Origin of the sequence: Aeromonas bestiarum, from assembly GCF_028751155.1 — a bacterium.
Taxonomy (GTDB): Bacteria; Pseudomonadota; Gammaproteobacteria; order Enterobacterales; family Aeromonadaceae; genus Aeromonas; species Aeromonas bestiarum.
In genome coordinates, this window is the sequence record NZ_CP064746.1 from 1,872,228 (window position 1) to 1,884,421 (window position 12,194).

Genomic DNA, 12,194 nt, shown 5'->3' on the forward strand with positions numbered 1-12,194 from the left:
TCTCTGTAGCAAGGCCTGACTGATGAAGTTATTTGTAAGAGATTTGACCGTGATCGATTCCAGCTACCTGTGTGAACGCCGTGGCATGGTGGGGGAGAGCTGGCTGGTGGATGTCGAGATGAGCGGCGAGCTCAACGAGATGAGCATGCTGCTGGACTTTGGTCGGGTGAAAAAACTGATCAAGTCGATCATCGATGAAGAGGTGGATCACAAGCTGCTGGTGCCGGCCGAGTGCGCCTTGGTCCATGTGGCCCAGCTGGAGGGGGAGGAGAGCACTGTGGATCTGCTGCGCCCGGGTCGCTCCATTCACCTGCGTTGCCCCACTCAGGGCTTTGCCTTCATCCCGGCGCCCCAGATCGACAAGGAGTCCGTCACCCGCTATCTGCTGGCTGTGCTGGCCCGGCGGCTGCCCGGCAACATCAAGGATCTGTCGCTGACCCTGCGCCAGGAGCAGATCGATGGCGCCTTCTACCACTACAGCCACGGCCTGAAAAAGCACGATGGCAACTGCCAGCGCATCGCCCACGGCCATCGCTCTCCCATCGAGATCCACCTGGACGGTGAGCGCGACGCTGAGCTGGAGCTGAACTGGGCCGAGCGCTGGGCCGACATCTACCTCGGTACCGAAGAGGACAAGGTGGCCCTTGGCGAACTCTCCCTGAGCGAGCTGGCCGAGGCGACCCTGAAGGATGCCGGCGAGCAGTATCTCGGCTTCAAGTACGTGGCGCCCCAGGGGTTGTTCCAGCTGGCCATGCCGGCGGGAGAGGTGGAGATGATCGATACCGACACCACCATAGAGCTGCTGGCCTGTTATATAGCCCGCGATGTGAAGAAGCAGGTGGGCGACAAGTTCGTGAAAATCGTGGCCTATGAAGGGGTGGGCAAGGGCGCCATCGCCTACGCCTGATCCCGCGATTCTTGCCAGAATAAGCAAGGCCCCGCATCTGCGGGGCCTTGTCGTGTCAGGGCAATGGAAAAACAGACGACCTCATCAGGCGCTGAGCCGGAAGCGCTTGACCAGGCTCTCCTGCTGCTCGGCCAGGGAGTCGAGCTGCTGGCTGGTCTCGGCCACCCGGGCTATGCCCTGATAGTTGAGATCCGAGATATCCGAGATGCGGTTGAGGTTGGTGGCTATGTCGGCGCTGGTGGCCTGCTGCTGCTCGGCGGCGGAGGCTATCTGGCTCGACATGTCGCTGATCAGCACCACTATCCCCTGTACCTCCTCCATGGCGTTGTTGGCGTGGGAGCTCTGATCCACGCAGCTGTCCATCTCGCGGGAGCACTCCTGCATCACTGTCACCGCCTTGGCGACCCCCTGCTGCAGGTTCTCGATCATGGTCTGGATCTCGCTGGTGGACTGGGCGGTGCGCCCCGCCAGGCTGCGCACCTCGTCGGCCACCACCGCAAAGCCGCGGCCCTGCTCGCCGGCCCGGGCCGCCTCGATGGCGGCGTTGAGCGCCAGCAGGTTGGTCTGCTCGGCGATGCCGCGAATGACGTCGAGTATGTTGCCTATCTGGTTGCTCATGGCACTGACATCGCCGATCACCTTGCCGGTCTGCTGCAACTTGCCCGCCAGCTGATGGGTGGTGGTGATGTTGCCCGCCATCACCTTGCGGCCGGTCTCGGAGGCTTTCTCCACGTCCTGCACCCGCTCCAGGGTCTGGTTGGCCGCCTGGGCCACTTCACGCACCGAGGCTTCCATCTGGGTCATGGCGGCGGCGACCGAGGCGGTTTCCTGACGCTGTTTCTCCAGATCCGCCCGCACCGATTCCGTGGTGTGACGGTTGTCGTGGGCGGCATCGTTGAGCTGGGTCGAGGCCTGGGAGAGCTGGGTCAGCACGTCCCCCATCTGCTGGATCAGCAGGTTGATCTGGCTGCCGAGCTGGCCAAACTCGTTCTTGCTGCGAAAACCGATGCGTTGGGTCATGTCGCCCTGGGTCACCTCGGTCAGCACCCGCAGCAGCTCCTTGAGCGGGCGGCGAATGGCCTTGCCCAGGGTGTAGGCCACCAGAATGGCCACCAGGATGGCGATGGCGATGCTGATCCCCTGGGTGAGCGTGCTCTGGGCCTGCACCTTGCCGGAGGCGCGTATGCTGGCGTTCATCAACTGCTGGCTCTGGTCGGTGATCCCCTCGAGCTTGCTCTGGATGCTGACGATGAGCTTGCTGGCCTGCTTGCTCTGCTCGCGCATTTGCTCCTGTTGCTGCATCAGTGCCAGGTACTGGGAGAGCACCCCCTCGCTGGCGGTCGTGTCGCGCACGAAGCCGTGCACGTAGTGACCCATGTCATTGTCGAAGTTCTTGAGCTCCCCCTGCAGATCCTTGATGGTGCTGTTGAACCCCTCGATCTGCATCTTGTTGCGCTTGAGCGCCCCCTCGATGGGAGCGGGTATGCTCTGGTTGAGCGCATCCATGGTGGAGAGCTCGATGGCGGAGAGCTTGGTGGTCAGGGTCTCGGACAGCATCTTGATGAAGCTGTCGTCTATGGTGACCATCATGTCGCCGAGGTTTTTCTTGAACTGGGGCAGACTGACCTGGAACTGCCCCTTGGCCTGGTTCACCTTGTGCAAGCGGGTGAGCAGGGCCTGATGTTCGGTGGGCAGGGTGCCGGTCAGCTGCAGATAGTCGCCGACCAGCTTGCTCAGTGCCGCCATCTCCCCCTGCAGCTCAGGGTGTGCCGCCGCCTGCCGGCTGAGGGTGGCGAGCGTCTTGTCGACCTGGGCCTTGGCCTGTTGCAGCTCGGCCACCTCGGCCGGGATCTGCTTGGGATCCTGCTCGGTCAGCACGTCGGTGAGCCACTTGTTGGCGCTGAGCAGGCTGATTTGGGTCTGACTGCTGGCGATCACCAGCGGCATGGATTGCCGGGTGACCTGATCCAGCGCCTGATTGAGCTCGCTCTGGCTGCGAAAGGTGAGTACCGAGGTGGCCGCCATCACGGCCACCAGAATGGCAAAGCCTAAATAGACCCTCTGCAAGATGGAGAGGTCTGACATTGTTTGTTTCATTATTGTCCCGCTGTATATGCAAAAGTCCCTTGCCTGAATACCCCGTCCATTTGATACCCTGCTACCACCCTGGGCGAGCGACGCCATCTGACGTCTTCCGGCTATCGGTATTTTTAACAATAACTGAAGAGAATGGGACAACGGCTGTGTCAAATGTCGGCTTGTGTCACACTTGGCGGGCCCTGATGGCCACCTCGGGAGCCGCTTGAGGTTGGTGTTGAATTTTCTTTTTCATATAAAGGAGTTATCCATGGCGCAAGAAACCATTTTCAGCAAAATCATCCGTAAAGAGATCCCCGCCGACATCCTTTATCAAGACGATCTGGTGACCGCATTCCGGGACATCCAGCCCAAGGCCAAGACCCATATCCTGATCATTCCCAACGTACTGATCCCCACGGTCAACGACGTGGAAGCCGAACATGAGCTGGCCCTCGGTCGCATGTTCACCGTGGCCCGCAAGCTGGCCAGCGAGGCGGGGATCGCCGAGGATGGTTATCGCCTGATCATGAACTGCAATCGCCATGGCGGGCAGGAGGTCTATCACATCCACATGCATCTGGTAGGGGGTCAATCCCTGGGGCCGCTGCTCTGCCTGTGATGCACCGCTTTCCCCGTCTGGCCGGCCTCCTGCTGGCCAGTGCCCTGCTGGGGGGCTGCGCCTCCCACTGGCAGGACATGTTCGTCTCCTATTCCGATCAGATGGTGCCGCTGCGCAACCAGCTGCTGCTGGGGCATGCCGCCGAGGCGCTGCCCGAGGTGCGCGAATCCACCCTGGGGGATGACACCTATGTGCTGGACCGGCTCGAGCAGGGCCGCATCGCCTGGCTGGCCGCTCAGGATGCGGGCAGCAAGCAGGCCTTCGCCGCCGCCGACAGCCGCCTCGAGTGGGAAGACAATCAGGCCCAATACCGGCTGAGCCAGGGGCTGGGTCAGGCGGGCAGCCTGCTCACCAACGATCAGAGCATGGCCTACCTGACGCCGGATTATGAGCGCACCATGCTGCATCACTATCTGGCCCTCAACTACCTGCAGCGGGGAGATGCCGACGGCGCCCTGGTGGAGGTGCGCCGGGCCAATCAGGTGCAGGAGCGTGCCCTCAAGGCGCGGGCGGGGGAGGTAAACAAGGCCAGAGAGAAAGGGGCCGAAGCCAGTACAGAGCGGGAGATGCGCCAGCTGATGTCGCGCGGGGCACCGGATCTCGACCGGCTGATAGGCCAGGTGAAAAACGGTTTTCAGAACGCCTACACCTTCTATTTCTCCGGCGTGCTCTATGAGGCGGCCGGGGATCTCAACGATGCCTGGGTCGACTATCAGCGTGGCTACCAGATAGCGCCGGACAACCAGAGCCTGCAGGATGCCTTGCTGCGCCTGGCGCGGCTGCGCGGCTCCCCTGATGAGCTCAAGGAGACCGAGAAGAAGCTGGGTCGCAAGGCGCCGCTTTTAACCAAAAATCAGGGGCAGCTGGTGGTGCTGTTTGAAGATGGGCTGATCCCGGCGCGGCGCGAGCTGTTCCTGCCGCTGCCCATCTCCACCTCCAGCGGCGATTTTCGTACCTTTACCGTGGCCGTGCCCTATTACGACAACCGGGCCAGCAACACGGGCCCGCTGACGGTGTCGGTGGGCAAGCGGGTTGAGCAGACCAGCGAGCTGGTGCGGCTGGAGGCGCTGGCCGCCAAGGATCTGCAGGAGCGGTTGCCGGGCATGCTGACCCGTCAGGCGCTGCGGCTGGTGACCAAGGAGCAGCTGAGGCGCACCGCCGCCAAGGAGGGGGGCGATGTGGGCAACATTCTGGTCGGTATCTTCAATACCCTCTCGGAGCGGGCCGATACCCGCAGCTGGCTGACGTTGCCGGCCCAGGCATCCAGCTGGCAGAGCATGCTGCCGGCAGGCGAGGTGCAGCTCACCCTGGGGGCGGGCAGCGCCATGCGCACCCTGCCGCTCACCGTTCACGGCGGGCGTACCACCCTGGTGTGGGTGCAGCGGCTCGGTGCCGGCCTGACGACCCGGGTGATGCCGCTCTAAGCGCGCCCGGACCATGACACCCATGACTGACGGTCGGGCCCAGATGGCCTGCCGGCTAAGGAGATCAAGATGAAAGCATACGGTTTGGCCCTGGTGATGCTGCTGACCGGCTGCGCCACCAATACCTCCGGCGTGGCGCTCTATGGCGCGGCGGGAGCTGCGGCGGTGGCGGAGCAACATCAAAACGTCAATGTGACCCTGACCGAGCTGAGCCGGCGCGAGCAAAACGGCCTGCTGCAGGTCAATGTGGCGGCGGCCAGCACCCAGCGCGGTGACAACAAGCTGCAATACCTGTTCTATTGGTATGATGAGGCGGGGCAGGAGGTGGCCAGCGATGGCCGCGGCTGGACCCCCATCAAGCTGCACGGCTATCAGACCCGCACCCTCTCTGCCCTGGCGCCGAGCCCGGCCGCCCGGGGATACCGGATTTACGTACGCGAAGTGATTGAGGAATCCTACTGATGAAAATGAATCATGCCCTGCTGATATTGACCGGCGCCCTGCTGCTTGGCGGCTGTTCCAGCACCACCGTCAGCTATGGCGATCCGACCGAAACCGAGACGGTGACAGTGGACTACGGCTCATCGGATCTGCAGGCCATTGCCGACAAGATGGCGGACTCCATGCTCGCCTCGCCGGCCACCAGCGAGATCACCGCGGGCGGTCGTCCGGTGATGTTCATGGACTCCATCCGCAACAAGACCTCTGAGCACATCGACACCGAGGCCATCACGGACACCATTCGCACCAAGCTGCTGCGAGCCGGCAAGTTCCGCTTCGTCGACATGAGCAAGGTGGCGGCGGTCAAGCAGCAGCTCGAATACCAACAGAGCAGCGGCATGGTGGATCCCGCCTCCATGGTGCGTCTGGGCAAGCAGACCGGGGCCCGCTACATGGTCTATGGCAACCTTGCCAGCATCGTCAAGGACAACGGCAAGGTGAAGGATGTCTACTACCAGATGACCATGAACCTGATGGATCTGCAAAACAGCGAACTGCTGTGGGCCGATCAGAAAGAGATCCGCAAACAGGCGAAGAAATCCACCTTTGGCTGGTGATCTGGCGGAGCTGGAGTTGCTGGCCAGCCTGCCGGCCCCCTGGCGTTCGGGGCGGCTGGAAGCGCTGGCCAGTGGCCTGACCAACTGCAACTATCGACTGCGCCTCCCCTCGGGGCGCAGTCATTTTTTGCGGCTCGGTCATCCGGATCCCTGTCGGCTCGGTATCGATCGGGCGACCGAGTGGCAGCTCTATCGGGGAGCCATGGGGCAGGGGCTGGCGCTGCCCTGTCATCACAGCGATCCCGCCAGCGGCCTGATGCTGCTGGATTGGTGCGATGAACCCAACTGGGCCGAGGCGCCCCCGTCCCCCGCCGAGCAGCCCGGTCTGCTGGCCGAGGTGCTGGTACGGCTGCACCGGTTGCCGGTGCCCGCCGTGGTGATGGCGGTGCGGGCTCATGCCGCCGGTTATCGCGGCCGTCTGGCCCGGATCCCTGACTGGCTGCCTGCGCTGGAACGGGGACTGCTGGCCAGTCGCGAGCCGGCCGATTGCTGGCTCCCTTGCCATCATGATCTCAATCCGGCTAACTTGTTGGGAACCCGGCCCTGGGTCATCGACTGGGAGTATGGCGCCGCCGGTCATCCCGGTTTCGAGGTGGCCAGCATACAGCGCACCCACGGCTGGGACGACGGCCAGCGAGAGGCGCTGGAGAGCGGCTATCTTGAGCGGGCAGGGGCGCGTTTGGGAAGTCGGGGCTTTCAGAGCCAGGCCTTCCTGCCCTGGGTCGACTACATAGGCTTGTTGTGGGCGCTGCTGATGGCCGAGCACACCCCCGGGCCCGATTACCAGGCCCTGATCGACACGAATCGTCAACGGCTGGAGTAGGGCCGGTGGTGGGGGGCAGGTGTTGCTCGACACGAATCGCTGCGTATCAACGCTGGCATAGGCAGGATCAGATCGATATGAATCATCAACTCGTCAACCTTGGGAGTAGTGCATGGTGACCTCCTTTTCCTGGCGTCAACCCCGCAGCTGGAGCCTGCTGCTGATCTGTCTGCTGCTGGTGGGCTGCTCCACCCGGGTGGTCTATTACTGGCTGGACGTGGCCATCGTCTGGCAGCTGGATGACTATTTCTCGCTGGATCGCAGCCAGAAGCGGCTGCTGGACAACGAGGTGAAGGGGCTGATGGCCTGGCACCGCCAGTATGAGGTGCCCCGTTACGCCGATGATCTGGATGCGCTGGCCAGGGCGGTGGCGAGCCCCATGAGCCCGGCCCAGGTCTCGCTTCATCTGAATGCGGCCCAGCAGAGCCTGACCCGCACCCTGGAGAACACGGTTCCCCGCGCCGTGCGGCTGGCCCGTACCCTGACCGAGGAGCAGGTGGCCATGTTCATGAAGGACAGGCTGAGCCGGCAGACCGAGCGGGAGCAGGATTTTGCCCGCCAGCCCAAGGCCGAGCTGCTCAAGGAGTTCACCGGCAAGATGAACGAGCGGCTGGTGTTCTGGATCGGGGAGGTGAAGCCGGCCCAGGCGCCGCTGGTGGCCCAGTGGGTGGAGTGGCAGTACGAGCTGCAGGCCCCCTGGCTGGAGTTTCAGACCGCCTGGACCAGGGAGCTGGACAGGCTGATGCAGCAGCGCCAGAGCCCGGACTTCGGCGCCCAGCTCACCGCCCTGTTGCAGCAGGGGGATGGACTCATGGATGGCCGTTTCACCGGCTACACGGATCAATCCCGCCAGCGCACCGTCAACTGGCTGAGTGCCCTGAGCCAGTCGCTGGACATCTCCCAGCGTGCCCATCTCTACACTCTGCTCAAGGGCTATGCCCGCGATTTCAGGCAGATGTCACAGGGGTGAGTTTCGTTTTCGGCAGGGCGCCGTGCGAGGCTTGACGGCCCTGCCGCCCTTGTCCTTGTTGGGTGCCTGTGGTAGTTTGCCCTTTCTATTATTTGGGAATTAACTTTTTGAGCCTGCTGGACAAAGTGAAACTGGCGTTGATGACACTGCTCATCTCGCTCACTCTGTTGCTCTCTACCGTCTCGGTGGAGGGGCTCAAGGTATCCGCGCCTCAGGCCGCTTCCCAGCCTGGCCAGGTGATGAGCGATGCCGGCACGGGCGATCAGTCCGATACCCTGCTGGTGATCCACAGTGCCAGCGACAGCGACGACGGTGTCGTCAAGTTTGTCGGCTCCCATCAGAATCATCTGCTGCGGCTCGAACACTCCCTGCGCAGCGATCACCAGCCCGGCAGCGTCGTCTACGAGCTGATCATGAGCTGGTCACAGCAGGCGATCCTGCTGCTGCTGTGCGGCCTGCTGCTCTATGCGGCGCTCTTCTACCCCAAAAACAGCTTCCGCGACCGCTTTGCCACCATTCACCGGCACAGGTTGCAACGCCAACACCTGCAATACCGCTTCTCCCAGAGTTATCTCGCCTGATCCCGATGGGGTCCGGCCTCGCTGCACTGCCTCATCGTCTCCTGTAAAGCCTGCTCACCGCGCGTGAACGGGCGCCCAGTCTCATTTGTATTTTCTTGCGTGCCGCTCCCGCCATGGGGGGCGAGTGCGCCGCCTTCTCCTGACAGAGGCTTTTGCCATGAGAAAAAAGAGTCGTACCACCCTGAATCGCATGAGCATGTGGCAGTATGCCCTGCTGCTGCTCATGCTGTTCACCTTCGCGTTTTACTCCCTGCCCACCTTCTTCGGTGAGCAGCCTTCCCTTGGCCTGCACGGCCAGACCAGCCTGACCGAGGCACAGCGCACCCTGCTGGCCGACAACCAGATAGCGCCGGTCAAACAGGTGCAACAGAAAGAGCGGGTCGAACTGGTGTTCAACAGCCAGTCCGAACAGCAGAGGGCCAAGCAGCTGCTGGAGCAGCAGGGCTATGACAGCGCGGCCCTGACCCTGGAGTTCTACTCCAATGCCCCGACCTGGATCAGCCAGCTCGGCGCCGCCCCCATCAAGCTCGGGCTGGACCTGCGCGGCGGCTCCCAGCTGCTGATCGGGGTCGATCTCAGCTTCGTGGTGGACAACCAGACCAGAAACCTGGTGGACATGCTGCGCACCCAGTTCCGCGAGGCGCGCCTGCGGGGCGCCAACGTGGCCCGGGTGAGCGAAGGGGAGGTGAGAGTCACCCTGCCCGAGGTGGCCGATCAGGCGCCCTGGCTCAACATCATCAAGGATTCCGCCGGCACCCGCCAGGATCAGTGGCAACTCAATCGCAGCGGCAACGAGCTGCGGCTGGTGATGAGCGAGGCCGAGCGCACCCTCTTGGCCAACAACGCCGTGACCCAGAACCTGTCAATCCTGAAAAAGCGGATCAACGAGCTCGGAATCGTCGAGGCCTCGGTCCAGCGTCAGGGTCAGGATGGCATCCGCATCGAGCTGCCCGGGGTGCACAATCCCAAGCAGGCCAAGGAAGTGATAGGTGCGACCGCGTCGCTGGCCTTCTACGAGGCCCAGGCCGACAGCCGCTTCTTCATGGCGGATCGCAGCGGTCAGGCCGTCGGTCTGGCCCGCAAGCCGGTGCTGAGCGGTGAGCACATAGTCGATGCGCGCGCCAATATGGGCGAGATGGGCCAACCCCAGGTCAATATCGTGCTCGACAGCCTGGGTGGCAGCAAGATGAACCAGTTCAGCCGCCAGCACGTGGGCAAGCCGATGGCCACCGTCTTCACCGAATACAAGACCAACGCCCAGGGCAAGCTGCGCGCCCAGAGCGAGGTGATCAACGTCGCCACCATACAGACGGCGCTCGGCAACCAGTTCCGCATCACGGGTATTGGCAGTCTGCCAGAGGCCCAGGAGCTGGCCATGCTGCTGCGGGCCGGTGCCCTGACGGCGCCGCTGAAGATCCTGGAGGAGCGCTCAATCGGCCCGACCCTGGGCTTGCAGAACATAGAAGCGGGCTTCACCGCGCTGGCGTTCGGCATGGCGGGCATGATGCTGTTCATGATGGCCTGGTATCGCAAGTTCGGCTGGGTCGCCATCACGGCGCTCATCGCCAACCTGCTGATGCAGGTGGGCATGCTGGCGGTGCTGCCGGGGGCCGTGCTGACCCTGCCGGGGATCGCCGGTCTGGTGCTCACGGTCGGCATGGCGGTGGATACCCATGTGCTGATCTTTGAGCGGATCAAGGACCGCCTGCGGGAAGGGGGGAGTCTCGCCAACGCCATCGACTTTGGCTATCGCTCGGCGTTTCGCACCATCTTCGATGCCAACATCACCACCCTGATCTGTGCCGTGGTGCTCTACTCCATCGGCTCGGGCCCGCTGCAGGGCTTCTCCATCACCCTGATCCTGGGTCTCATCTCCAGCATGGTGACCGGCATCTGGGGCACCCGCGCCATCATCAACCCCCTGTGGGGCAAGAGCAGCGACAAGCTGCTGAGGGTGTGACCGTGACCCCTGCATTCACTCTGTGCCATAGCGCCGCGCGTTCGAGCCTGCTCCGCGCCTGCGCCACGCGCTTCCCGGCGGGAAGCCCGAGTCAGCTGTTGTCGAGGATAAAACTATGTTGAGAATGATCGTTGCCATGGGCCTGACCCGCTGGCGTTACATCGGGTTGTGGATCTCCGTGCTGCTGACGGTGGCGAGCATAGCCGTGCTGGCCATCAACGGGCTGTCGCTCGGGCTCGATTTCACCGGCGGTATACTGCTGGAGTTTCGCATCCAGACCCTGAAAGAGGCCCATGAACTGAACGCCCTGCTGAGCGCCCCGCTGGCAGGGGCGGTCGAGCTGAGCGGCGCCGGCATCCCGGGGGAGTGGCTCATCAAGCTGCCACCCCACGAGCTGCCCTGGCCAGCCGAGGAGCTGGCAGTCATGCTGGGTCAACAGCTCAACTTGCCGGTGGAGCTGCTGCGCACCACCATAGTCGGCCCTCAGGTGGGTGCCGAATTGTTCCAGCAGGGGATGCTGGCGGTGCTGGTGGCCTCCTTGGCCATCTCTGCCTACCTGGCGGTGCGCTTCGAGTGGCGTCAGGCCATCGGCATCCTGGTGTCTGTGCTGCACGACGGCCTGGTGGCCATGGGGCTGCTGGCGCTGTTCAACATCGAGTTTGACCTCAACGTGATCGCCGGCCTGATGGCGGTGATCGGCTATTCCCTCAACGACAGCATCGTCATCTCGGACCGGTTGCGGGACATCTTGAGCTCACGCACCAAGCTCTCCATCCACGACTGCTCGGACGTGGCGATCAAGGCGACCTTCAGCCGCACCATGATCACCTCGGGCACCACCCTCTTTACCGTGGGCGCCCTGCTGCTGTTCGGCGGCGATGCCCTCTACGGTTTCGCCTTCACCCTGTTCGCCGGCATCCTGGTGGGGACCATCTCCTCCATCACGGTCGCCTCCACAGTGCAGGAGCTGCTGGGTCTCTCGCCCCAGGCCTACCAAAAGAAAGAGGAGGAGCTGGCAGAGGCGGCGTGATGCCCCTTGTCCACTCCCTGCATGCAAAACGGGCCCATCGGGCCCGTTTTTTTGTCTCTGCGGCTGGCCTAGAAACCGGAGCCAGGTTGCTGCAAAAATTCGGCCTCCTCCGGCGTGCTGGTGCGACCAAGTATGGCGTTGCGGTGAGGGAAGCGGCCAAAGCGTTCGATGATCACCTGATGGCGGCGGGCAAAATCGGTGAAGCCCGCGAAGGTGGCCTGCGCCGGACTGCCGGCCTGCTCGGCCGCCAGCGTCTCGAACAGGGTCACGCTGCGGACTTGCTGCTCGCGCGATTCGGCATGCTCCAGCGGCAGGTAGAAGAAGACCCGCGCCAGCGGCGAGAGCGCCTTGTCTGCCCCCAGCGACAGGCCCTTCAGACAGAGATCCCGGGCCTGCGGGTCCTGGGCAAAGGCGCCGGGCGTGGCGCGATGTATGTTGCGTGGCAGTTGATCCAGCAGCAGGATCAGCGCCAGCCGGCCGACGGGTACCTCGGCCCAGTGGGCCAGAGAGCCAGTGGCGGCGGCTTCGGCCAGCGCCCCAAAGCGGCTGGTTATCAGCGCATCGGTTTCGCTGCTTTTTCCCCACCAGAGCGGGGCTTGCCGTTTGGCGCGGGTGGCGTCGTCGGCGTCATCGCCAAACCAGAAATCGAGCAGAGATTGCCAGGGTTGCATGGGAACTCCTTGAGCCGGGGGGACTCGGGGTGAAACAAGGCCAATTGACCCTGATGTGGTTGCTGCCTAACG

General features: G+C 63.4%; 12 protein-coding genes. 10 read left to right on the plus strand and 2 right to left on the minus strand.

The window, feature by feature from the left end; all coding sequences use genetic code 11:
• The first annotated feature begins 22 nt into the window (after positions 1 to 22).
• Positions 23 to 907, plus strand: a complete 885-nt coding sequence (locus IU367_RS08735; RefSeq protein ID WP_274454049.1) for a 6-pyruvoyl trahydropterin synthase family protein — start codon at positions 23 to 25, stop codon at positions 905 to 907.
• 84 nt (positions 908 to 991) lie between these two features.
• Here the strand turns inward: IU367_RS08735 and IU367_RS08740 are convergent, their stop codons facing one another.
• Positions 992 to 3,004 (minus strand): methyl-accepting chemotaxis protein, encoded by a 2,013-nt coding sequence (locus IU367_RS08740; RefSeq protein WP_274454051.1) that lies wholly within the window; start codon positions 3,002 to 3,004, stop codon positions 992 to 994.
• Between the two features lie 250 nt (positions 3,005 to 3,254).
• Between IU367_RS08740 and hinT the strand changes: the two genes are divergently transcribed.
• The 9 genes from hinT to secF all read left to right on the plus strand — a co-directional run bounded on the left by hinT (position 3,255) and on the right by secF (position 11,451).
• Complete coding sequence (hinT, locus tag IU367_RS08745; protein ID WP_042869695.1) at positions 3,255 to 3,605, plus strand: purine nucleoside phosphoramidase; 351 nt, start codon at positions 3,255 to 3,257, stop codon at positions 3,603 to 3,605.
• Positions 3,605 to 5,029: a COG3014 family protein gene (locus tag IU367_RS08750; protein ID WP_274454053.1), complete on the plus strand. Its 1,425-nt coding sequence runs from the start codon at positions 3,605 to 3,607 to the stop codon at positions 5,027 to 5,029. The genes hinT and IU367_RS08750 overlap by 1 nt, the downstream gene beginning before the upstream one ends.
• A 69-nt stretch (positions 5,030 to 5,098) precedes the next feature.
• On the plus strand, positions 5,099 to 5,491 hold the full coding sequence (locus tag IU367_RS08755) for a YcfL family putative periplasmic lipoprotein (RefSeq protein WP_043141200.1): 393 nt from the start codon (positions 5,099 to 5,101) through the stop codon (positions 5,489 to 5,491).
• The gene (gene lpoB, locus IU367_RS08760) at positions 5,491 to 6,087 is read left to right on the plus strand and encodes a penicillin-binding protein activator LpoB (protein WP_274454054.1); all 597 of its coding nucleotides are present in this window, start codon (positions 5,491 to 5,493) and stop codon (positions 6,085 to 6,087) included. Before IU367_RS08755 ends, lpoB begins: the two co-directional genes overlap by 1 nt.
• Positions 6,077 to 6,910 (plus strand): phosphotransferase, encoded by an 834-nt coding sequence (locus IU367_RS08765; RefSeq protein ID WP_274454055.1) that lies wholly within the window; start codon positions 6,077 to 6,079, stop codon positions 6,908 to 6,910. The genes lpoB and IU367_RS08765 overlap by 11 nt, the downstream gene beginning before the upstream one ends.
• Before the next feature lie 112 nt (positions 6,911 to 7,022).
• Positions 7,023 to 7,880 (plus strand): DUF6279 family lipoprotein, encoded by an 858-nt coding sequence (locus IU367_RS08770; RefSeq protein WP_043141194.1) that lies wholly within the window; start codon positions 7,023 to 7,025, stop codon positions 7,878 to 7,880.
• A 107-nt stretch (positions 7,881 to 7,987) separates the two neighbouring features.
• The gene (locus IU367_RS08775; protein WP_052449190.1) at positions 7,988 to 8,461 is read left to right on the plus strand and encodes a hypothetical protein; all 474 of its coding nucleotides are present in this window, start codon (positions 7,988 to 7,990) and stop codon (positions 8,459 to 8,461) included.
• Positions 8,462 to 8,618: 157 nt separating this feature from the next.
• Complete coding sequence (secD, locus tag IU367_RS08780; protein ID WP_103470543.1) at positions 8,619 to 10,421, plus strand: protein translocase subunit SecD; 1,803 nt, start codon at positions 8,619 to 8,621, stop codon at positions 10,419 to 10,421.
• 115 nt (positions 10,422 to 10,536) lie between these two features.
• Positions 10,537 to 11,451, plus strand: a complete 915-nt coding sequence (gene secF, locus IU367_RS08785; protein ID WP_172955328.1) for a protein translocase subunit SecF — start codon at positions 10,537 to 10,539, stop codon at positions 11,449 to 11,451.
• A 68-nt stretch (positions 11,452 to 11,519) separates the two neighbouring features.
• Here secF and IU367_RS08790 read toward each other — a convergent pair whose 3' ends face one another.
• Positions 11,520 to 12,122, minus strand: a complete 603-nt coding sequence (locus tag IU367_RS08790) for a DUF924 family protein (protein WP_274454056.1) — start codon at positions 12,120 to 12,122, stop codon at positions 11,520 to 11,522.
• Positions 12,123 to 12,194: the final 72 nt, after the last annotated feature.

Excerpts from the sequence above, each read along its gene's own strand:
- IU367_RS08735 (WP_274454049.1), top strand. The coding sequence starts at position 23 with ATGAAGTTATTTGTAAGAGATTTGACCGTGATCGATTCCAGCTACCTG.
- IU367_RS08740 (WP_274454051.1), bottom strand. The coding sequence starts at position 3,004 with ATGAAACAAACAATGTCAGACCTCTCCATCTTGCAGAGGGTCTATTTA.
- hinT (WP_042869695.1), top strand. The coding sequence starts at position 3,255 with ATGGCGCAAGAAACCATTTTCAGCAAAATCATCCGTAAAGAGATCCCC.
- IU367_RS08750 (WP_274454053.1), top strand. The coding sequence starts at position 3,605 with ATGCACCGCTTTCCCCGTCTGGCCGGCCTCCTGCTGGCCAGTGCCCTG.
- IU367_RS08755 (WP_043141200.1), top strand. The coding sequence starts at position 5,099 with ATGAAAGCATACGGTTTGGCCCTGGTGATGCTGCTGACCGGCTGCGCC.
- lpoB (WP_274454054.1), top strand. The coding sequence starts at position 5,491 with ATGAAAATGAATCATGCCCTGCTGATATTGACCGGCGCCCTGCTGCTT.
- IU367_RS08770 (WP_043141194.1), top strand. The coding sequence starts at position 7,023 with ATGGTGACCTCCTTTTCCTGGCGTCAACCCCGCAGCTGGAGCCTGCTG.
- secD (WP_103470543.1), top strand. The coding sequence starts at position 8,619 with ATGAGAAAAAAGAGTCGTACCACCCTGAATCGCATGAGCATGTGGCAG.
- secF (WP_172955328.1), top strand. The coding sequence starts at position 10,537 with ATGTTGAGAATGATCGTTGCCATGGGCCTGACCCGCTGGCGTTACATC.
- IU367_RS08790 (WP_274454056.1), bottom strand. The coding sequence starts at position 12,122 with ATGCAACCCTGGCAATCTCTGCTCGATTTCTGGTTTGGCGATGACGCC.